The following is a 23536-nucleotide window of genomic DNA, read 5'->3' on the forward strand; positions in this document are numbered from 1 at the left end:
TAGATTAATAGTCTTGGAAAGACTGACGTAATGAGAGCTGCGCTTTTGACTCGTTGTAATCACCGAATGTGTCATAAGCGACTTTAGCTTCTAGCGTTAAATCACGCTTAATTTTGTAGCCCAGTCTCGCTTGGAAACTGTACCCAATACCGTCAGTGCTCTCTCCGCTGTATCGCGCCTCTTTTGCCCAACCCGAGCGAACGTAGGACTCCAAGGTTGATTGCATTGCTGATTGTCCAGGGAAGTAGTTGGCTTCATCCTGACTATAAGACTGGTAACCCAATGCGCCGCCAATACCCAAACTCAACTTCGAAAACTCCTGCGTATATTCCACAGGGAAAGAGACGCTGACATAGTTCTGCGGGCTAAAGTAGCCACCATGCCCAAAACTGTAGTAGCTGAGGTTTTCTTCGAAATTCTGATAACTGATGTGTGAGCCGATCTGCAGCTCTCTGTCATCCGCTTTAAGAGGACGCAAGTACATGCCTGCTTCTACTTTAACCGCATCGTTATCTTCGACATTGCGGCCAGCATAACGCCACACGCCACCGCCAGCATAGTAACCTACATCACCATCATCGTAATTCAGTTGAATGTTGATGCCGTTTTGCGTCACTTGTCCCCAGTATTGACCTGAGAAACTGTCTTTCATGCCTACATACGAAAGCATGCTGTCTTTTACTGCTCTGCGTTCTAGAGAGAAGGACAGTTTAGTGTAATCACCTAACGGGGCAATCACTTTTGCACCGCCGACTAACGTGCTCAACTCTGTACCAAGCGGCGTAGTGCCGATATCTAACTGGTAATACTGATCTCGCAATGACATTGCCAGTTCAACGCCACTTTGACGTTGTCCACCTTGAGAATCAACATCAGGTAATGTGTCGCCATTTAACGAAGAAACACCTTCTGTTTCAGCTACCTGCCCCTGAATTAATGCACCTGTACCAAAACGGCGGTTTGCATCACCAGAAGAGGTACCTGCATCCAGAGTTACTGGCGCAACATTTATCGCAAATCGTGCGTCACCAAAAGGTACTGTCGACCATTCCATAGGAGCGCGAGCTTCAGTCAGTCGGCTAAGTCCGTTTTCACCGTCACGTCCACGAATTTCAATGCCACCTTGAACCCAGCTAGATGTGCGATCAGATATTTGCATCATTAAACGGTTCACATCTGCCAGTGTCTGCTGCTCTGATGTTGGCTGAGGAAGATCCGCACGTTGATTGATATACGCCCCGTTAGCGGATGTTTGCGCGCTCACCTGCCAAGGCATTGTCGTACCATATACAGATGGAGCGACATTAGAATTTTCAGCACCTTGTGAAGTAGCAAATGGATTATCTGCCATCACCAACCCGCCAACCATAGGCGAAGTGCTCGCATGAGTAGACTGCAAACCAAGTAACTGTGCACGAGCTTGACGCAAATTAGCCATTGCCTGAGCGTGCTTGCCTTGCGCTTCATCAATACGCGCAATTAACAGCAGACGCGATGGAGATTTCACCTGCTGCAACTGTTCTGATAACTCACGCGCTTTGCCCGCTTCACCTTTTACCAAAGCGATATTGATTGCGCCAACCAGTGCATCTTGTTCTGGTGTGTCTTGTTGATTATCCAACAGATATTGATAGACCACTTCTGCTTGATCATTCAGCTTACCGCTTTGATACAAACGTCCCATGGCTAACATCAGATCTTTGCTTGTCGGATCGGTTTGCAGTGCGGCAGTCAACATGTCATAAGCTGGCGCATACTGGCCTTGCTCACGTAATGTATCCGCTTGGTTAATCACATACACATTGCGTGCTCGTGCAAGTTGCAAAGGCGTACTGTTGGCAATAATTTGTGGATGATTCAGCAGATCTTGTGCTTGCTGTTTCAGTCCTGCTTGATATAGCACCGAAACCTGGTCTGCATAGTCACCCGCATTCCCTTCAATACCTCGAGCTTGACTCGCATCAACCACATCGATGGCAAGATCAACATCTCTTGTTTTCATCAGTAGTTGAGCAAGCTTACCAGCCCAAATTGGCTTTTCGATAGCTTGTGACTGCATCGCTTTTAGCGATTCTCGAGCTTGAGCAATTTGCCCGTGAGTAATATGAGAGCTCGCTAACTCCAAATCGAGATAGAATTTTGACTCTTTGTACAAAGCGTTGGCTTGAGAATTTCGCTCAGACTCTGGAATACGAGATAGTAAAAGATTGGTTTGCTTCCACTTTTCCTGACCTGAGTAATAAAGCCCCGCCACATACAAATCTTCGCTACTGGCTTGCTCACTTTCTAATGAGGCAATAATCCCTTGGGCGGCAACTGCATCACCTTGTTGCAGGTAAAGACGAGCCAACTCCAATCGAAGCCAAGGGTTGTTCGGTAAACGCTGAAGGCCGTTATCCAGAATCACAATCGCGGTTTCGATGTTGCCTGCATCTACCGCCATTTTGGCCAGATCACGGATATTGCTATAGCTATCGGCTTTACGGATTCGACTCTGGACTTGCTGCGGCAGAGAACTCAACAAGTTCTTCGCTTTATCAGTCTGGTTTTGCTCAGCATAAACATAATATAGAGCTTCTTTGGCAGCCTGATTGTTCGGTTCTTCATCCAAAACTTTAAGTAGCAGTGCTTCAGCTTGCGCGTAGTCGCCGTTATGACGTAATACATCCGCTCGGAACAGTTTCGCTCCGCGTCCAGCGTCACCTTTGCGCTTGGTTAACGGCGCACTTAATTCTAACGCCTGTGCAGTGTTGCCCGCTTGATAGGCGGATTTTGCCTGTTCTAACTGAGCAAGAAATTGTGCTTCGCTGGCTTGTTCACGTCTCTTATTGGCTTGATTTCCACCCTGAGCAGCAGAGCGTTTAAGGTAATCTGCGGCTTTTGAGTAGTCGCCTTTGTTCAGTGCCACATAACCGATACCGGCTAAAGCGTCTGCATCGTTCGGCGATTTTGCCAAAGCACGTTGAAATTCAACTTCCGCTTGCTCCAAATTGCCTTGATTCAGCTCGTTGTAACCACTGCGTTTGATGTCTCCACCGACGGCCGCTTTGTAATGATCTAAAACCGCTTTATCCTGTGGATGGGCTAACGCCCAACGTTGATAATAACGCTCATCAGATTCCTTTGGTTCTAACCACAGTAGTGCCTGACGTAAAGAATCAGACGCCGTTTTACTCTGCTGAGAATAAGGTTCCAGCTGTTTTAATCCCTGACGGCGAGTGGGTTTGCGATAAGTTAACACCTGACCATAGGCAATACCCACAGCGCTGTTGTTCGGGTTTTGCTTAGCGAGTTTACCCAGCTCGGACACCGCTTTCTTATACAGCGCTTTATCGCCAGACATGGTTAGGTAATATTCAGGCGCTAATTCAATCGGTGGCTCACTGCCTTTAAACAGTTCATCCCATGTTGCGATCGAACCTTTGATATCACCAGACTGAGCCTGACGACGCGCTTGTTCGATTCCGCTTTGTGGCAATTGCCCTAGTGCTTCCGAGCGCGTTAGCTGCTGAAGTTGTGGCGCATTTGGGTGCGCTTTCTCTAGTCGGCTTTTCCACTGAGCACTCTCAGTAATATCGCCACGTTCCTGTGCCCAAAGTGACATCAGATACAGCGCATCTGGCTGATTTGGGTCAACCATCAGTACTTTCTGCAGAGATTCCTGAGCGAGTGATGGATTGGACTTTTCGTGCCAATACTTAGCCTGATCAAGCAGTGAATCTAACGCTGGTGCAGTAGCCAAAGCCGGAGTTGCCATCACAAGTTGCAGCGTTTCAACCAAAAATAATGTGGAGAAAAGTTTTAACGTATTCTTTTTCATAATGATGAATCCAGAGCCCCTACTCTTCATTCAAGCGCCGTTCGGCTATGTGCTGTAAGCGGCTATAAATAGCAAATCCCAAAATCGATGAAACAATCAAAGTCAGTAAAGCGAAAATGGCGCTGTGTTGGTTGGCATACCAGATGGCCATTTTGTACCAAGCTAGCTGACCAGATGGAAACTGAGGCGCAACCTGGAAACTGGTCGCTCCATTGTCATCGGTAATAACTGTGGCATCACCACGAATAGCCGCGTTGATGGATGAAACCTTCAGGTCTTTATCCAACTTAACCAATTGCTGATCTGATGAAGCGGTGGCAACCACTACTGTGTAGTTTTCGCTCCAAGGAGACTCAAAGCTGATGAAGCCACGCCATGATTCATTCGACGAGAAGTATCTTTCTGCTTCTTGCTCTGTGAGGTTCCAGTTCCCTTGCAACCAACGGAGCAATTTATCGCCCATTGATTGAGACTTAACGCGCAGCATGTGGTCCCGCTCTTCAAAAGGCGAGTTGGTTAACAACATGCGGTTAAAGCGCGCTTCTTTCATCGAACTCACAGCCAGAATATCTTTGTGCTCAAGTTCCATACTGCTCAACGGTGAACCAAGAATGACGTGGTTTTGGAAAATTACGGTACCCGTCGCCGCACCTGATCGTGCCGTCAAACTAAAGAGTGTTTGTAATTGTGCCTTGCTTGGGTTGGCAGGTAACCAAAGCACTGTTCCTGAATAATCCGCTAAACGCGAAAACGGAAAGGACGCACCAACAAAAAATGACAGGTTAGGCAACAGCGAAAAATGCTGGGTATTGCTCAGATCAATGCTCGACGAGTTTTTAATTCGGCTTTGAATATTGCTGTCCATCGACGCACCACAAGGCAAATCAGCTTGTGGTTTGACATCAAAATAGAGCGATAACTGGTTATCGCCATAAATCATGTATGGCTGAATCGGTAACAGCGCGGTTTCCTGACGAGTATCACCACCCAAGCGACGCCATAGTTGCTCAAGTACTCCGCGTTGGTTTACTGGTAAATCATTTAAAAACTTACCATTGAAAATCACGTTCAAGAACGAGTGTTCAGTATCAATCAAAGCGTCGGGCGGGAAGCTGTAATCAATGTTCAAAGGAATGGTTTCCCCGTCCCACAAGAACAAATCTGGCGCTGCACGGAATGAATAATCCAGCGAGTTATGCCAGATACCTTTCGCCACCATGTTTTGCCCTTGGGCACTCAGTTCGCTTAGTAATACAGGCTCTGATGTCGGAATCCAGCGCGGAGCATCGTAAGGTTTGCTTTTGGCAATCGCCTCAGATTCCACTAAGTATTTCGAGGTCTGCTTTTCAAAATCTAGGCGAGCTAAACGGTGTACCGCTGATTGCAATCCATGCTGATCTTTCGCGACGATCAACAGCAACTTATAAAGCGGATTACGTGGGTTTGCGACCACTTGCAGCAAAGGTTGTTCTGCTTTCGGCAACGTTAGATCACCGATTTTGTCACCCGGTGCACCAAATACAATTGCATTACTCAGAGGCAATTGACCTTTTGAAACCTCAAATGAGACACCACGGTAGGTGGCTTGTACACCAAACCATGATGACAGAGCCGCTGCCGCGCTCACTTGATCAGAGGTCAATGACTTAGGAAAGACAAATTGAACTGGGTTATCCAACATATCCTGAGCATCCCAAAACGGGTTTGGGAAGAAGTTTAAATCGGCTGCGATACCTAGCTGCTGCGCACTCAGTTCAAGTTTTGAACTTGGTAGGATTTCAATCTGCTCGGAACGATTGTCTTCATTCTGAACACACAAGTTGTCCTGCTCACTGATAAGGCTAAAGCTCAAAGTATTGCGAGAACTGACTAGCAGTGCAGGCACATTTAACTGATAGCGGTTTGCCTTCTGCTGTACTGAAGAGAGTGGAATCGAGCCAATCGGTTCGCCGTTAACACGAACCTGCAAGGTGACATCGCTATCCATCAATGAAGCGGACGAACGCAAGTCTAACGTTATTTGAGCCTGATTCACCAGTTGGTCAATTGGCAAACTGAACATGACACCAGCGTCTTTTTGACCGCCACGAAACACAATACCTTTAACGTAGCCCATATCAGCCAACGTCATTTTGTTTTGATACTGTTGAACGCTGCCATCTTCTTCTGCTGATGCCCACGCTTTCGCTGGCAGCAGTACAGAGAACCAAGCCACCAGTATTGTTAGCAACATATTTTTCATTACGCTTGCTCTCCACTGAAGCGTTTAGATTGGACTGCATTTCTTTTTCGAGATATTCGATACGCTTTAAGCGCATTACTCGCCACATCCCAAATGCACGAAACAATCGTCACTAAAGAGCGCAATGGTCTATCTTGTTTGCGCGGAGCACGAACCCAAGCGTCAGAACGAGCCAATACAATGCGAACGAGTTCACGACGATGGTTCAAAGAAACTTCACTGAACTTCAAGCGATAGCCTTTTTCATTAACACCTATCTGCTCGACTGGGATCGCGATACTGCCTGAGCGAAGCTGCAGTTCAATCGCTTCAACTGCTTCACCTCGTTGATCTGCAGGTAATGCAACCAGACAACCACCCATAGAGAGATCCACCGTATGTGAGCGAGAAAGCACACCACTAACATAATGAATCACAACAGGAATTTTCACATCTAAGCGGATGGTTTCACGAACTTGTTTCGTTTCACGACCAGCGGCAATGGCTGCGAGCAAGAAGAATAGTCCATAAACCGACCACCCTACATTGAGTGCCACAACCATAGGATCAGCCACAAAGAATGAGTAACCCAAAGCACGATAGATGCCCCAACCAATACCAATTACCAGTATCGCTGCGGTAATCATATGCGGTTTAACAATGTGAGCATCGAAATAGGTTTTGTCGAGCAAAGCGCCTTTGTCAGTTACGTTGAATTTGCCACGCTTCGGGAAAATCATGGTCACAATGGTTGGCAGCGCCAAATGGAATGCCAGCACCATGTCGTAAATATCACCCCAAAAACTGTATCGTGAACGCCCGTTTAAACGTGAAGAGACGAACATGGACATAATAAAATGCGGCAATGCATAAGAAAAAATCAGGCTTGCTGAGGAGTGAATGATGTTCAGGTTGAACAGCAAAAACGCGAGCGGCGCCGTCAAGAATACAATTCTTGGCAGCGGGAATAAGAAGTACAACATCGCACTCAAATAGCAGAGACGTTGTTGCAGCTTCAGACCACGACCTAACAATGGGTTGTCAACACGGAAGATCTGTACCATGCCGCGCGCCCAGCGGTTACGCTGAATAACATGCAAGCCAAGACGCTCAGTCGCTAAACCACCCGCCATCGGAATCGGCAGATAAGCGGTATTCCAACCTAAACGCTGCATTTTAAGTGCGGTATGTGCATCTTCCGTTACCGTTTCAACGGCAACGCCACCAATCTGTTCCAAAGCGGTACGACGCAAAACGGCACATGAACCACAGAAGAAGGTCGCATTCCACATGTCATTCCCTTGTTGAATAGGGCCGTAGAAAAGCTCGCCTTCGTTTGGAATATCATGTTTACCGTACAGATTACGTTCAAAAGGATCCGGAGAATAAAAGTGGTGCGGAGTCTGCATCAAAGCTAGCTTTGGATCTTTCAGGAAAGCACCCACCGTTGCCTGCAAGAATACCCGTACAGCAACGTGGTCACAGTCAAAAATACAAATCAGCTCACCGTTAGTTTGCTTCAATGCGTTGTTTAAGTTGCCTGCCTTTGCGTGTGAGTTGTCAGACCGAGTGATGTAGCCAACCCCTGCCTGCGCAGCAAACCTTGCAAATTCTTTACGCTTACCGTCATCAAGAATATAAACCTTGATTTTATCTTTCGGATATTCAAGACATTGCGCTGCCAAGACCGTATCGCGAACAACATCCAGTGATTCGTTATATGTAGGAATATAAACGTCCACCGTCGGCCATTTGTTGCTGTCTTTTGGCAATGGAACAATCTGACGATTCAAAGGGAACGTCGTTTGTAGATAACCGAGCAGCAACATTACCCAAGAATAGAGTTCAGCGATGAACAGCCCTGTTCCTAGAATCGCTTCGATCATCGAATTGAAGTGTAACGTCTGGTCAGCACGGAAATAGAGGTAACGAGTCGAGGTTAAGATGGAAAAAAGTACCATCACCACAGATACGTCACGACGTTTACTAAAATTGAGTAAATACAGTATTACTAAACTGACAATCGCAAACACGAATTGCTTGTCACTGTCCATTGGCGTGACAACAACCATTGCTGCCAATGGAGACATGACAATGATCAGCAAATATAAAGCTAGCTTATTCATTCTTAATGTTTACCGATCGCTAATTAAATGTGATGTGGGGCTGGAGCGGAGAACATTGAACCATCATTGGTCACTAATCCCAGTTTTTCAGCCAGTTTTTTACTGATGACTTCAATATCAAAAGCCGCAACAGAAGCGTGGTTAACTGACGTAATCGACTGTTGAGCAGCATTTGCTTCAACCACACTTTCATCGCGGTGAACAATACCTATAACCGTGTCGTTTAATCGTTGAACAATATAACCTTCAACGTCTTTGCTGACTTTACGGCGGTAATCGGCCTGATTGATAACCACAAAGGAATCCGGTGCATTTTCTTGCATTGCAATGTCGGCAAAGAGGTTTTCAACGACAGGTAATAACGACAAAGAGGCGGTATCAGCCAGAAGTGGTGTAACAACCACATCCGCTTTTGGAAGCAATGACTGTAAAGCGTAGATATTTGCAGTAGGTAAGTCCGCGACAACAATAAGATCAGGTTGAGCCAGCAACTCTTGTAAACCACGAGTAACAAAAGAAGGTTCACGAATTAAGCTCATCTCAAACGTAGAACGTTGTTGAATCGTCGTCTTACCATAAGGCAACACAAAGACATGATGCTGAGTGGAAAGTAAATGCTTACTCCACATCGCAGACTCGCTGGCAGAAGCCACATAACCGGACGTATCCGCGAGTGGGATACCAAACTGTAGACGCAGCGCATTTTGTGGATCAAGATCCACCGCCGCAGTTTTAAGACCCATTGTAGACAAAGAATGGCAAAGGTTTGCAGCAAGTGTTGTTTTTCCTGTACCGCCCTTTGGGGAATAAACAGCAATTAAAGGCATTACTCATTCCCCGCTATGACAAATGTGCTTTCACGCTCTTGAGTCAACCCTGCAGAATGCAATAAACGCTCTAACGACTGCTTAGATGAGATTTTTGATACTGAGTCGAAAATCGAAGCTTCTGACGTTTTCTCGGTTACTCGATTGGTAATAAGGCTCGCATCAAACGAAGTTAAGTGTTCTGCATCAATACCGTTCAAATGGTCCAAATGTGCGCAATCCTGTGCTTGAGCAGAAAAGCGCTCATCTAACTGATTAAAAATAGCGTAATGAGCCTTAGCCATCTCGTAACCACGAGACAATTCAAACTGCTGAAAATGGGTATTCTGCTGAATTTGTTGCTTAAAACGCTCTAGGTCGTCATAGATGTCCAAGTTGCTTCCGTCACACTTAAATATTCAAAGCGCGCATTATGCCAACATATCAATGGAAGTAATGTCTCAAATTTGAGTCATCCGTCTAAATTATAAATAAAAAACTCATTAAGAGATCAAATTTCGAACAAATCGGTAGATCAATGCCTATCCAGAAAGGTGAAGAATCTCGAAAAATGTCAATTGTATCAGTAAACTAGCATCAGCTTGACTTGACGGAAAGGTCACACAATCATGCCAAACTGGCTGCTATGATACCGGTTGCATTCATCAGTAAAAAGGTTATATCATGTTGAAGCCTATACTCACTCTAACCATTTCCTTCCTGACAGTAACTCATTAATTAGTAGGCTTTAAATGAAACCCACCGGAGCAGGAGCTTCCGGTGAGCCGATGGGGGAACTAAATTTACTGTTTTGGACTTTGCAGAGCTTCTCCTCGAGAAGAGATAATCGATTTGTACCAGTGGAAGCTCTTCTTGCGTTTACGCTCTAGAGAACCATTGCCTTGGTCATCTCTGTCCACATAAATAAAGCCGTAACGTTTGGACATTTGTGCTGTTGACGCACTGACAAGATCAATCGGTCCCCATGAGGTGTACCCCATCACTTGAACACCATCCTGAATCGCTTCACCGACTTGATAAAGGTGATCATTCAAATACTGAATACGGTAGTCATCGATCACTTCACCGTTCTCATCCAGCTGGTCTTTAGCACCTAAACCGTTCTCTACAATGAACAAAGGTAATTGGTAGCGATCATAGAGGAAATTAAGTAAGTAACGCAGGCCTACTGGATCGATCTGCCAGCCCCACTCCGAAGCCTCTAGATAAGGATTGGCAATTATATTCAGCATGTTGCCACTTGCTTTCTCGGCTTCACCTGGATCAGTACTCGCACATCCTGACATGTAGTAACTGAAAGAAATAAAGTCGATGGTTTCTTTCAAAGATTCTGTGTCGTCTTCGGTAATGTTAAGTTCTACGCCCAACTCTTTGAATTTACGTGTCATATAACTTGGGTAGTAACCGCGCGCCTGAATGTCACCAAACATCAGCCATTCACGGTTTTGAGTCAGCGTATGCATGACATCTTCAGGCTTACAAGTGAGCGGATACTGAATCGCGCCCAAAATCATGTTGCCGATCTTGGCATCTGGGATGATGTCGTGACAGGCTTTCACCGCTTTTGCACTACCCACCAACTGATGGTGAATCGCTTGGAATCGTGTCTGCTCACTGCAATCACGAGGAAGACCAGAGCCCGTAAACGGTTCGTGTAACGTCACGTTGATTTCGTTAAAGGTTAGCCACAGTTTGACTTTATCTTTGTAACGCTTGAACAGTACTTTGGCGTAGTTCTCAAAGAAACCAATTACCTCACGGCTCGCCCAGCCTTGATATTTGTCCGCTAGGTTCAGTGGCATTTCATAATGAGAAATGGTGACCAACGGAGTGATGTTGTGCTTAGCCATCTCGTCAAACACGCGATCATAGTAGGCTAAACCCATTTCATTCGGCTCAGAATCGTTACCATTTGGGAAGATTCGGCTCCAAGCAATAGACACTCGCAAACAGGTAAACCCCATTTCTGCGAACAAAGCGATGTCTTCCTCGTAACGATTGTAGAAATCGATCGCTACGTCCTTGATATTGAAATCACCTTCTTCTCGGTATACCAGTTCGCCAAAGGCACCGAATGGCTGAACATCGGATGTAGACAGACCTTTACCATGCTTATTATGTGAACCTTCAATTTGGTTTGCGGCAGTGGCACCGCCCCATAGGAATGATTCTGGAAAACTAAAACTCATGAATATATCTCCTTTAAAATTTGGTTTGGGTTGCCGTTACGCTCTGGCCGTTACAACTGCGTGTGTGGCGTCTTTATTGGCATCGTTAACTTTGCCAAACAGTACGGTTAAAACCGTCGCTAGAACAATGGAAAGCATGGAAGCGAAAACGGTTACCCACAGCGTTAAATCAACACCAGTTGGGGGAATGACTTGTGGGAAAACTAAAATACTTGGTAGCGCAAACGAATACATACGGACACTGAAGTAACTAATGATTGCAGCCCCAATTGCTCCCGAAATACAGCCAATAGCAAACGGACGCTTCTTCGGCAGGTTTACGCCATAGATAGCAGGTTCAGTGATACCGAATAGCCCAGCAGTGGTTGCAGAACCAGCAATGGCTTTCAGCTTCATATCTTTGGTCACTAAGAAGACACCAAATGCAGCACCCGCTTGAGCAAGTACAGCAGGAACCAGCAGTGGCATCATGCTGTCAGAACCCAAGACGGCAAGGTTGTTAAGCAGAACAGGAACAAAGCCCCAATGAAGACCGAAGATAACGAAAACCTGCCAGAATGCGCCCATCACTAAGCCTGCTAAAACAGGACTTGCAGCGTAGACAAGCTCATAACCATGAGCTAAAAGTTGGCTCGCATGTGTTGCCGCTGGGCCAATAACGAGAAAAGTCAAAGGAACGGTAACGACAATGCACAACAGAGGCGTGAAGAAGTTCTTTATTGCACTTGGCAGCAATTTATTGAAAACCGTTTCTAACTTGCACGATACCCAAGCAGCAAAAATAATAGGCATAACCGAAGAAGCGTAATTCATAAAGGTGATTGGCATACCTAAAAACGTCAACGCTTCATAACCGGGAGCCTGAGAAGCGCCAAACGCCGCAATCATGCTTGGATGTACGAGTGCCCCACCAATCGCCATAGTGACAAATGGACTTCCGCCAAATTTCGCACCAGCGGTATAACCAAGAACAACGGGAAAGAAGAAAAACAGAGCATCACTTCCAGCAAACAACAACTGATAAATACCGCTATCTGTCGTCGTCCAGCCTGCAGCAATCGCCAAAGCTAATCCCCCTTTGAGAATACCTGACGCAGCCATAATGCCTAAAAGCGGAGTGAATATTCCAGAAATCAAATCGATAAAGGTACTCAATAGTCCCTCTTTACCTTTGTTCTCCGTCTTATCTTCTTGTTCATTACCCGTGTCGCCACCCATCTCGGCCTGTACCGCTTTAAAGACCTGATTGACGTGATTACCTATCACAACCTGATACTGTCCACCGCTCTCTACTGCTGTGATAACACCATCCAGTAGTTTTGTCTGTTCCTTGTCCGCTTTCGCGCTGTCATTGAGCTTGAAACGCAAGCGAGTTGCGCAATGCATAACATTCGCCACATTACTGGTGCCGCCGACACTTTTAATAATATCGATTGCAAGTTGTTGATATGCCATAACTATGCCCTTTTGTTAGATGGGTATTGCTGGCTGGCAGACATAAAAAAACCCGAGGACCCCAAAATGCATTACATCTGGGTATCCTCGGGTTTTGCCCTATAGCGGTAACAATCCCGAAAAACGATAATTAGCCTGAATTTTATGTATAAAAAAACCTGACCACTCACCAAGTAAACCTTAGGTAAGCTAAGTCAGGTTTTGCTCGCGTTTGCGATAACAATCCATTTCGACGTAACAAGGTGTCTATTTAACAACCTTGCCGACGTTGTTCGTGTGGACAATAAGCCCAGCGTCTTTTCAGATCAACTGACTAACAAACCAAACGTGAATTGGATCAGATTCACACGATGAATAACTGAACAAATAGCGATAAACATCACAATTGTAACCGGTGCCAATGAGGAGTTTATACTCATTTGTAAGCACTGAGATTATGATGTCCCTATCAAAAATGACCCTACTTCGAACTATTTTGGTAACCGTATGTAGCCATTCTCACGTTAACCTGCTTCTACAAAGATGCAAAAAAGATGGGGGCTATACGCTGTGCCCAAATGACAGAGTTGTCATAATCATTAAAAGGTAAACCTAAGCTTTAGGACAAAATATAAAGCGTCTGACCAGCTTGGTTTTTTCCATACAAAATAGTCTAGTAACTTAAATATTATGCGTGTATCGAAAGTATTAAATAATAATGTTCTTATCTCTACTGACGATAACCAAAGAGAAGTCGTTGTCATGGGGCGTGGTATTGGATTTCAGATGAAACCTAATGATGAAATCCCTGAAGACAAAATTGAAAAAATATTCATCCTCGCAAAAAGTGACGACGATAACATCGATAACCGTTATAGAGAGTTGTTAGAAAATATACCTCTTGAACTGCTTGCAGCCACAGAGCACATCGTAGAGCTCGCCGAAAATACGCTCACTGGGGAGTTGCATCCCAGCATTCGAATTTCTTTGGCGGATCACATTCATTTTGCTATCGAACGATTACGTAACGGCATGGTGGTTAAAAATGGAATGTTATGGGAAATTAAACAGCTTTACCCCTTGGAGTTCAAAGTTGGTTTAGAAGCATTAACGCTACTGAAAAAGGCATCGGGCGTTAATTTTTCTGAAGACGAAGCGGGCTATATCGCCTTACATCTGGTTAATGCTCAGCTTAATGAGGACATGAACAACACCATTAGTGTCACCAATTTGATTCGTGACATTGTGCAAATGATTAAATACAACTTAGGTCTGGATTTGAATGAGGATAGCGATGAATTTCGTCGATTGGTCACTCATCTAAAGTTTTTCGTCCATCGGCTTATTCATCAGACCACGATTTCTGAGGACGACGACTCGCTTTTTAAAACAGTACGCAGCAAATACCCGACGGCTTTCTCATGTGTTGAAAAAATTAGCCGCTATGTAGATAAAAAATTCAGCCATGCCATGACTTCTGAAGAAATGATGTTCCTGACCATCCATGTTGAACGGGTACGCCGCGCCGCACCTTCAAGCGAATGACACATATGACATCCCCAAGTAATTATCTCACTCATCTGGCCGAACAAATCGTTGATCGGGTCGGAGGGGCTTCTAATGTTCAGCAAGTCACTCACTGCACAACACGCCTGCGTTTCCAACTCCGACATATTCCAACCGATGCGGTAAAGGAGATTAACAAACTTCCAGAGGTTATTTCGGTAATACATTCGGGGGGAATGTTCCAAATAATTGTTGGTTCCAACGTCGAAAAGCTGTATCAATCCATATTACCTTTGCTTGAAACATCAGAAGGCACTGGTATTCCCAACCATATGACCAATGTTATTAACACCATTACCAATATATTTTTCCCAATATTATGGTTGCTCAGTGTAGCCGGTATTCTCAAGGGAAGCCTTTTCCTGCTGGTTAGCCTTGGTTGGATGAACGTGGATAGTGGCACTTATCGCATTCTTTTTTCATCTTCCGATGCTGTGTTTTTCTTTCTTCCTATACTCTTGGGCTATTCCGCCTCAAAACACTTTGGTACAAATCCTTTGTTTGGCATCACCATTGCCTGTGCCCTAGTCCACCCAGAGATCAATAATCATGTCAGTGGGTTGTTTTCGCAGAAAGTCACTGCAATGGAAACAGAACAAGAATACTTCCTAGGCTTGCCAGTAGAGTTCATCAACTATTCGAATTCTGTTATCCCTATCTTATTTGCCATCTGGTTTAATGTTTGGCTGGAATATTTGATTGCTAAAAAAGCCCCAGACTCTTTTGCCAAGTGGCTAACACCACTATTGTGCCTAATTATCACCGTGCCACTGACATTCCTAGTGATAGGCCCGCTTAGCACAGTGGTTGCCAAAGCCCTCTCATCAGGCGTATTTTTCCTCTATCATTTTAGTCCTGAAGTGGCCGGTTTCATCATGGGGGCTTTGTGGCAGGTTCTGGTTGTTTTTGGTATTCACTGGAGCTTTGTCCCTATCATGATGAATAACATCGCAGTTAATGGCTATGATGTGCTCCCTCCTTTACTGCTTCCAGCCGCGTTCGGACAAGTCGGTGGGTGCCTTGGCGTTCTGTTGATAAACCGACGACAGAAGAAAAAGAGTCATGCGGGTACAGCAGCGCTAACTGCGGTGTTTGGTGTGACGGAACCCGCCATTTACGGTATTAACCTTCCTCTTAAATGGCCATTTATTTTTGGCTGTTTATCAGCGGCAATAGGATCCAGCATTGTGGCTTATTTTCAGGCCAAAGCTTATTCCTTGGGGATGCCCGGCCTATTTCTCATCGTTCAAATTGTGCCTCCGACGGGTATTGATGATTCAGTAATTGTTAGCATTCTGGCAACCATTTTTACCTTGGTCTGTGCAACGGTTCTTACCTATATTTTTACCCCAATGCTTACAGCAACAGTCCATTCAGAAACCACAGAAACTGAAAAGAAGAAACCATCTGCATCCGAACCTAAACAAACCAATAATAATGTTAGCCACGATCAAATCAGCAAAGAGCACTTACAAATAGCCAGCCCTCTAACAGGACAAGTGGTTCCTCTTACCGAGGTTGAAGATCCAACCTTTGCCAGCGAAATCATGGGGCAAGGCATAGCAATCAAACCAGAGGAAGGCGAACTTCGCGCGCCTTTTAATGGCAGAGTCGTATCTGTATTTAAAGCCCTTCATGCTATTGGATTGCAAAGCGATGATGGGATTCAAATGCTAATACACATAGGTCTGGATACCGTTAAGTTAGACGGTAGAGGGTTTGAGTTATTGGTCGTTGTTGGTGAAGAAATCAAGCAAGGGCAACCCCTTATACTATTCGATCTGCCGTTACTCAGCACTCTGGGCTACGATAGCACCACGCCAATTTTGGTCACCAATAGTGATGATTACTTAGATGTTATCGCCACCAGCACACCCCATGTAAAAAGCGGTGAAACACTACTAACGATCGTATAGAAATTGTGGAAAGATTGAGCTTATAACATCGAAAAGAACTTTCGACCCTCAATTAGAATGTGCTGAGTAGCGATCACTGCTTTACCGGATTCGTAAGCAGGTCGGCATACCAACGGCACAATATTGACTTGGGTGTATCTGAATTGGGCAACAAAGCCTATAAATATAATGAAGAGTTATTGAACACAAAAAAGCGGTCATTCAAAAATGACCGCCAATATCAAAACAGTAGAAACACTGATATCTATTTGAAATCTCTGTTTAGTTCAAAGTGTCAACCGCAGGGAAATCGATCTCCGTACCAAGGACTTCATTGATGTAGTTGGTCAAAGTATTCAAAGCAACATGACCCACAATTTCAACGATCTCGGCATCACTGTAACCAGCAGATCGAACAACCTCAAAGTCACCATCTGTCACCTTGCCACGATTGATGGTTACTTTTCTCGCAAACTGAACGGCGACTGCTGCTTTTCCATCTTCTGAAGTACCTTTGCGGTTCGCTGCAATTTCATCTGCACTTAGTTTAGCTAAGTTAGAACCAAGGTATTGATGCGCGGCAAGACAATAATCACAGCCATTCACTTCAGCCACAGCAAGTGCAATACGTTCGCGAGTTTGCGCTGTGAGCTTACCTTTAGCAAGAGAACCATTCAGCCCTAAATAGCCCTCCAGTGTTTCTGGACTAGTTGCTACGATACGGAAAAGGTTTGGCACACTGCCCAACAAGTTGTTTACAGCATCCAATAATGCGTGTGATGCCTCTGGTGCAGCAGTAATTGATGCAGGGGTAGTAATACGTGACATGTTCAGCTCCTATTTGCTTTCAAATTGTCGAAATCATCTTACAACTTGAAGATAGGGAAATAATTAGACCAAGAATTAATTGTCTATTACATTATTTGCAACAATAGAGATAAGGTCTGAGCAAATGGATAAACTAGAAGCGATGCGAATATTCGTGGAAGTTGCTAAAGAAAGTAGTTTTGTGGCAGCGAGTCGAACTCTAAATATTTCTGCTCCGGCAGTCACTCGTTCTATCAACCATCTTGAAACTGTTTTAGGAGTACGTTTGCTCAATCGTACGACCAGAATTGTTCGCCTTACGGATTCTGGCATGCGTTTCTTTGAAGATGCTAAACGAATCTTAGAAGACGTAGATTCAGCGATATCATCTGTAGCGGGTAAATATAGTGAACCCAGTGGAGTCTTATCTATTACTGCACCAGTGTTATTCGGGCAAATACATATCACTCCGATACTGACAGAATATTTGCGTAAAAATAGCCTAGTCACTGTACGCGCTGAGTTTTTTGACCGTAATAGTAATATGCTTGAAGAGGGATTGGACGTTGCTATTAGAATAGGAAAACTCAGTGACTCTAGTTCATATGCCACCCAAGTAGGACACGTACAAAAAGTTGTATGCGCCTCCCCTTCATATCTTGATAAACATGGAGTGCCCAAACACCCTTCCGATTTAGAAAACCATGAAATAGTTCAAGCATCAATGGTGGAAGCATCTACAACTTGGGTTTTTAATTCAGCGGGAAGGGAAGAAAATACAAAGGTAATACCACGGTTATACTGTTCGCAAAATGGCACAGCCCTAGCAGCAGTCGAAAATGGATTAGGAATTACACGATTAATGTCCTATCAAGTTGGGGAGCAACTGAAGAAAGGTTCCCTCATTCGAATTCTTAATGAATATGAGCCGTCTCCACTTCCAGTCAACATTCTTTATTTAGAACGACGTCACTCGAATGCAAAAGTGAGTTCATTTATTGAACTGGCAAAAATGCGATTAAGCGAGTCATTAAAATAAAGAGCATAGGTTAATAGTCTTCTCAAACTGAGATAACTTCCATCCTGTCCTTACCAAAAATACAAATGCCAACCCTTAGGTTGGCATTTGAGTATCAATAATGAATATAAAGCTTATTTAATTATTGGCTGAGTTGGTGCGGTTTCAACATCAACTTTTTCAATCTTGCCATTAAATTTAAACGGTGCTTTTTCACGGTACGCTGGCATTACTGCTGCGCCGAGGTCAACGCCTATATCGAGAGTTTCTGTTGCTGAGAAACGCACAGGTACTGCTTTTTCTACTTTACCCGACCCCACTTTTTGGTCGTTGATGTAAAGATCGACACTACCACCGTTAAAGTCTTTCAAGAACTTAAATGGCTCTTGTTTGTAGACTGCAGACAACTTCACCGTGCCAGAAGGAATAGTCATGTTAGATTCGATGGTTGAATAACTCTTACCAAAGAAATTATAACCATAAACCAATTTTCCATCGTCGGCATACAAAGACACACCGCCAGAACTACCGCCAATCGCCATTAATACGCCATTCGCTTTGTTTCCTTTATCGACAGTGGCATAGGCATCGATTCTATGATCTCGTTGGTAGAGCTTAGGTGCAGAACCCTCAGGGACACGGGTAACATTCTCCGTATAACTGAAATGAGTTTTACCTCTGGTGATAGAAGGACGGTCAGGTGTACTCGCTCTCTCAGTAAAGCGGTCATCAAGTGGGTACACTTCATTGATTTTCGCTTGATTATCGAATTCTTTAATCAACTCTTGCAGTTTCTCTGGATTTTGTTTTGCCAAATCAACTGCTTCAGAGAAATCTTCTTTGACGTTATACAGTTCCCATTTCGAATCTTTGAAACCCAGAGAACTGCTTAGCTGCCAAGGTACACCATGGAATGATGCCGCTACCCAGCCATCTTTATAAATCGCACGGTGACCACCTGTTTCAAAATATTGAACATGGCGATTAGATTCCGCCTCAGGATGATTAAACGTGTACATCATACTGGTGCCAGCCATCGGCTTTTGTTTCACACCGTTAACAGAGGTTGGCGCTGGTATGTTTGCGGCTTGCAAAATAGTAGGCGTAATATCCACCACGTGGTGGAACTGACTTTGAATAGTACCCGTATTTTTAATCTTAGCAGGCCATGAAACCACGAGGCCGTTACGTGTTCCACCAAAGTGAGAAGGTACACGCTTCATCCATTGGAAAGGAGTGGTACCCGCCCATGCCCAGCCCACTGGATAATGGTTTTCATGCAATTCGCTACCCAGTTCGTCAATAACTTTCAACTGATCTTCTACGGTATCGGGCACACCGTTTTGCGTCATCATGTTATTGGTAGTACCGGTGACTGAACCCTCTGGACTCGCACCATTATCACCAGCGATATACATGATCATGGTGTTGTCGCTGTCTGGCATAGATTCGATTTTATCCAGCAAACGGCCAACTTCGTAGTCAGTATAAGCAAGGAAGGCGGCGAATACTTCCATATGACGGGCGTATAGTTTCTTCTGATCGGCACTTAGGCTATCCCAAGCTTCTATCTCTTTTGGTCTTGGCGTTAACTTAGTGTTTTTCGGAATGATTCCCATGGCTTTTTGGCGAGCAAATACCTCTTCGCGGTATTTATCCCACCCCATGTCAAACTTGCCTTTGAATTTCTCAATCCACTCTTTAGGCGCGTGAAGTGGCGCGTGTACTGCACCTGGTGAAAAATAGGTGAAATAAGGCTTATCTGGGTTAATCGATTTTTGCTGGTCAATCCAAGCGATGCTCTGGTCTACGAGGTCTTCGTTGAGCTGATAACCGTCCTTCGGTTTTTTAGTCATCTCAACTGGAGTAACATCGTTAAAGAGTTGCGGCTCCCACTGACTGGTTTCACCACCTTGGAAACCATAGAAATGTTGGAAACCTAGTCCTGTTGGCCACTGCTCAAATGGGCCAGCTGACGAAGTTTCCCAGTCAGGGGTATTGTGCCATTTACCAAAAGCACTGGTGCTGTAACCATTGTCTTTCAACACTTCTGCAATACTTGCAACCGACTTAGGCCAAATGGAGTTATAGCCCGGGAAGCCCGTTGACAACTCGGAGATAGTACCAAAACCCACTTGATGGTGGTTACGTCCAGTTAGCAATGCTGCGCGAGTCGGCGAGCTGATACCTGTCGTGTGGAAGTTATTATAAGTCACACCGCGCGCTGCCAATTTGTCGATGTTCGGTGTTGGAATCAAACCACCAAAGGTACCCGCTTGACCAAAACCTAAATCGTCAAGCAAGATAACAACAACGTTTGGCGCCCCTTCTGGAGCTTTAACAGGTTGTGGGTAGTCAGACTTTGATTGATCGAAGGTCGTGCCAATTTTTCCATTAAATTGAGCTTCTGATTGGATTGGCAGTATCGTGCGATCAATTTTCTGTGCTGGTGCTGCATAACTCGCTGAAGCTATCAGTAAGCTAGTCACAGCAACTATCGGTTTTACCTTTGTTTTCATATCGTATCCTTATGAACTGGGACGTCAGAAACTGAGACGTCGTTGAAGAGCAGCCTGATGATTTACCACCTTGCTATAAAACTTTTTAAGACCCGAACACAGATAATTCAGCCCAGGTTCGCCATTGGCAGCTTTGGTAAAACGATTTTTAGGACATTCACCAAAGCACAAAGATAGAAAGAAACATTGACGACAATCGCTCGGAAGATTGGCGGTTTTTGAACGCCCAAACCCTTTTTGCTTATCCGAAAACACTAAGTCTCCGATGTGAGTATCAGCAATGTTACCAAGGCGATATTGCGGATAGACAAAGTGGTCACACGAATAGATATCGCCGTTATGCTCTATAGCCACCGCTTTGCCGCAAAACTCCGCCGACACACATTTTTGCACGCCAAACCCAAACAATTGCGAAATCACGTTCTCAAACTGGTCGATAAACACTTGGCCAAAATCTTGGTTAAACCATTCATCCCAAATCGTGGTTAAAAACTCCCCCCATTGAACTGAACCAACCGACCAATCGGTTAAACCAGCAGGAAGTATGTGAGAAGAACGACTGTTTGTTTCACCCAATTGGATTAACTGCTCACCACGCCAAGTTTGAGGGGCGGTTTTAGTAAAGTCAGAGGGTTCAACACATGGAATGAACTGAATCACGTTCGCCGCAACTTCATCACGTAGAAAGCGGTATACCTCAAGTGGGTGCGCACCATTGTCTTGATTGACGACACAAAGAGCATTAAATGGAATTTGATGGCGCTTTAGTCTCTCAATCGCAGCCATAACTTTGCCAAACGAGGATTTCCCCGCTCGATTAACGCGGTGTTTATCATGCAGAGCCTTCGGCCCATCAATGGAAATGCCTACCAAAAAGTTATGTTTTTTGAGAAATTCGCACCATTCGTCGTTGAGTAAAATGCCATTGGTTTGCAGGTCATTGAGTATGGTTTGATTTGGCTTTTTAAAGCGAGCTTGGTAGGAAACGACTTTTTGATAAAACTCAAGTCCAATAAGAGTCGGTTCTCCACCTTGCCAAGTAAAGACCACTTCTTCACCAGTGTGCGCTTCAACATACTGCTGAATGTAACGTGCTAAAACCTCTTCACTCATATTGGCGTGAACACTTTGTTCGAGCAGAGTTTGTTTGTGCAAGTAAAAGCAATAGCTACAATCAAGATTACAGCGCGAAGCCGCTGGCTTAGATACCGCATGAAAGCGATACATATCATGAGTCAATTTGGGAAGTTGCAATTTTGGAGATTCGACATCAAGTAGATTGAACGTTGTCATATCTGTCTCATACCTTGTTGCTATAAACGAATGCGGAGTATAGAGTATGCAATCTAAGCATGTTAGTAATACAAGGTGTGACAAAATGGAAAGCAACATCAATTTGAATCTACTTAATGTGCTAATTTTATTAAAGAAAAATAAAACCATGCGCTTAGTAGCAAAAATTTTGGGGAAATCAGAGAGTGCGGTCAGCAAAGATCTGTCAAAGCTGAGAAAAGAATTTAATGATGTTCTTTTTGTGAAAACTCAAAATGGTTTTGAACCGTCTCATTATCTCAACGAAATCTACTCCGACCTTGAATCATCTTATTTACAATTGATTAATGTAGTGAGTAAGCCGCTTGAGTTTTCCCCCTACGATTACGATAAGCTCATCACCATTGCTATCACCGATGCAGAATACGATTTGTTACTTGATGAGTTGTATCCAAAGCTTGTCGAGTGTTTTCCTCAAGCTAAATTCAATTTTGTCACTTGGAATAGCCGTAGCTTACAGCAAATGTTAGACGGCAATATTCTGTGTGGCGTTCATCTGTGGAACGAACAGATATCACAAGATATTTATCAAAAAGCCTTAAAAGTCGATCATATTGTTGCTGCGATGCACCAAGATTACGGAGTCAATGATTGGGAAACGTTGAAACACATTCCATTTGTGTTTGTCGATGCACCTGGTTGGAATGAATTTAACTACCGTTTTGAGCAAATACTCCCCGCCGAGCATCGTGGTGAACTGCAGTATAAAATTCGCGTTGATAAAATGAAGTTTGCGCTGCAAGTAGCGACGCATTCAAAGATAGCCTTACAGTCTCCAACCCGCTATTTGGGAAAAGAATTTTCCATTATTTCTTATCCAGATGATGCCCAATTTGAAATCGCCTACACGTTTTATTGCGCACAAACCGAAAGATCGAATCCGCTCATTAAATTGATTTTCAAAATGATTAAGGAGTGCTATCAACACACTGAGATAAAATGATTTCGTCGTACGATAGAAGAAACATTTGGGTGAATGATTTAGCCAAATGGCTTTGAGTTAATGAAAACTCAACCAAAGTACCCGAACAACCGTCGGGAGAGCTTTTTAAGCATTGATACTTGTAAGGGGCTTCTCAATTGATTTAAGAGATGATGGTTAACTTCGTTCGTGTGACATTGAAATACACCAGATTCACAATCTGCCCCCACATGAAAACCTTGTGATGCGGCATAATCCAAAAGCATCGTTTTGCCAAACCACTGGTTTTCAATCGTTGAAGAAGGTTCCCACGTAACAACGATGAAAGGATCATTTTCAATCAACAAATATAAGAACAGATTGAGCAAGTATGAGATTGTAAGCTGTTTTAAGAATGGTTCACTTCTAGGATCGATTCCGCTATGAAGCTGCGTCTCAAATGGAAGTAATTCTTTTGCAAAGATATAGCAGTCTTCGCGAGTCATTTTAAAGAGCCTCAATACAGAATCGGCTTTTCTGTATTTTTCCGCGTTTTCATCAATCGAGATAAACTCTTGATAAACTTCTGAAGAAGTGAGTTTGTAACAGGCGCTAGCATTAGCTTCCAACAGCAATGTGGGCGTCGATTTGCCAGCAACAAGCAAATGCTCATCGGTAAACATGGGAAATATCTTTCTTATTAGTTCATGATTAAACACTTCCCCATCGAACAAATGAGAAAACCTTACATTACTGATAGTAAGCCTTCGCTCAATAAGCATGCGAATATCATTTTCCATATAACCACCTTAATTAAGCAAGGCTAGAGAACGCGAATTCATTGTATTTGCTGGATGACATTTTCAATTACCCTGAAAAAT

General features: G+C 44.2%; 15 protein-coding genes. 4 read left to right on the forward strand and 11 right to left on the reverse strand.

Annotated elements, in window-relative coordinates:
- Positions 1–4: 4 nt before the first annotated feature.
- The 7 genes from HUO09_RS06135 to HUO09_RS06165 form a co-directional block, all read right to left on the reverse strand.
- Complete coding sequence (locus HUO09_RS06135; RefSeq protein ID WP_223159333.1) at positions 5–3820, reverse strand: cellulose biosynthesis protein BcsC; 3816 nt, start codon at positions 3818–3820, stop codon at positions 5–7.
- A gap of 19 nt (positions 3821–3839) precedes the next feature.
- A complete protein-coding gene (bcsB, locus tag HUO09_RS06140) occupies positions 3840–6062 on the reverse strand; it encodes a cellulose biosynthesis cyclic di-GMP-binding regulatory protein BcsB (RefSeq protein ID WP_188233361.1) in 2223 nt (740 codons plus the stop codon).
- Positions 6062–8167 carry a UDP-forming cellulose synthase catalytic subunit gene (bcsA, locus tag HUO09_RS06145; RefSeq protein WP_188233362.1) on the reverse strand — a complete coding sequence of 702 codons (2106 nt, stop codon included), beginning with the start codon at positions 8165–8167 and terminating at the stop codon, positions 6062–6064. The genes bcsB and bcsA overlap by 1 nt, the downstream gene beginning before the upstream one ends.
- A 23-nt stretch (positions 8168–8190) precedes the next feature.
- Positions 8191–8994, reverse strand: a complete 804-nt coding sequence (gene bcsQ, locus HUO09_RS06150) for a cellulose biosynthesis protein BcsQ (protein ID WP_188233363.1) — start codon at positions 8992–8994, stop codon at positions 8191–8193.
- On the reverse strand, positions 8994–9368 hold the full coding sequence (locus HUO09_RS06155; protein WP_167412508.1) for a hypothetical protein: 375 nt from the start codon (positions 9366–9368) through the stop codon (positions 8994–8996). The genes bcsQ and HUO09_RS06155 overlap by 1 nt, the downstream gene beginning before the upstream one ends.
- Before the next feature lie 408 nt (positions 9369–9776).
- Entirely contained in the window at positions 9777–11183 is a 1407-nt protein-coding gene (locus HUO09_RS06160; RefSeq protein WP_167412510.1) for a glycoside hydrolase family 1 protein, read from the reverse strand.
- A gap of 36 nt (positions 11184–11219) precedes the next feature.
- The gene (locus HUO09_RS06165) at positions 11220–12638 is read right to left on the reverse strand and encodes a PTS transporter subunit EIIC (RefSeq protein WP_188233364.1); all 1419 of its coding nucleotides are present in this window, start codon (positions 12636–12638) and stop codon (positions 11220–11222) included.
- Positions 12639–13307: 669 nt separating this feature from the next.
- On the opposite strand from HUO09_RS06165, the gene licT reads away from it, so the two are divergent.
- A complete protein-coding gene (licT, locus tag HUO09_RS06170) occupies positions 13308–14162 on the forward strand; it encodes a BglG family transcription antiterminator LicT (RefSeq protein WP_188233365.1) in 855 nt (284 codons plus the stop codon).
- 5 nt (positions 14163–14167) lie between these two features.
- Entirely contained in the window at positions 14168–16099 is a 1932-nt protein-coding gene (locus HUO09_RS06175; protein WP_188233366.1) for a beta-glucoside-specific PTS transporter subunit IIABC, read from the forward strand.
- Positions 16100–16360: 261 nt separating this feature from the next.
- Here the strand turns inward: HUO09_RS06175 and HUO09_RS06180 are convergent, their stop codons facing one another.
- Positions 16361–16906 (reverse strand): carboxymuconolactone decarboxylase family protein, encoded by a 546-nt coding sequence (locus tag HUO09_RS06180; RefSeq protein ID WP_188233367.1) that lies wholly within the window; start codon positions 16904–16906, stop codon positions 16361–16363.
- A gap of 124 nt (positions 16907–17030) precedes the next feature.
- Between HUO09_RS06180 and HUO09_RS06185 the strand changes: the two genes are divergently transcribed.
- Complete coding sequence (locus tag HUO09_RS06185) at positions 17031–17924, forward strand: LysR family transcriptional regulator (RefSeq protein WP_188233368.1); 894 nt, start codon at positions 17031–17033, stop codon at positions 17922–17924.
- 113 nt (positions 17925–18037) lie between these two features.
- Here the strand turns inward: HUO09_RS06185 and HUO09_RS06190 are convergent, their stop codons facing one another.
- Positions 18038–20422: an arylsulfatase gene (locus HUO09_RS06190; protein WP_188233369.1), complete on the reverse strand. Its 2385-nt coding sequence runs from the start codon at positions 20420–20422 to the stop codon at positions 18038–18040.
- Positions 20423–20446: 24 nt separating this feature from the next.
- Complete coding sequence (locus tag HUO09_RS06195) at positions 20447–21715, reverse strand: anaerobic sulfatase maturase (RefSeq protein ID WP_188233370.1); 1269 nt, start codon at positions 21713–21715, stop codon at positions 20447–20449.
- A gap of 85 nt (positions 21716–21800) precedes the next feature.
- Here HUO09_RS06195 and HUO09_RS06200 point away from each other — a divergent pair, with 85 nt between their 5' ends.
- On the forward strand, positions 21801–22697 hold the full coding sequence (locus tag HUO09_RS06200) for a LysR family transcriptional regulator (RefSeq protein WP_188233371.1): 897 nt from the start codon (positions 21801–21803) through the stop codon (positions 22695–22697).
- A 68-nt stretch (positions 22698–22765) separates the two neighbouring features.
- Here HUO09_RS06200 and HUO09_RS06205 read toward each other — a convergent pair whose 3' ends face one another.
- Entirely contained in the window at positions 22766–23455 is a 690-nt protein-coding gene (locus HUO09_RS06205; RefSeq protein ID WP_188233372.1) for a hypothetical protein, read from the reverse strand.
- Positions 23456–23536: the final 81 nt, after the last annotated feature.

It is taken from the genome of Vibrio sp. Y2-5 (assembly GCF_014596725.1).
Lineage (GTDB): Bacteria > Pseudomonadota > Gammaproteobacteria > Enterobacterales > Vibrionaceae > Vibrio.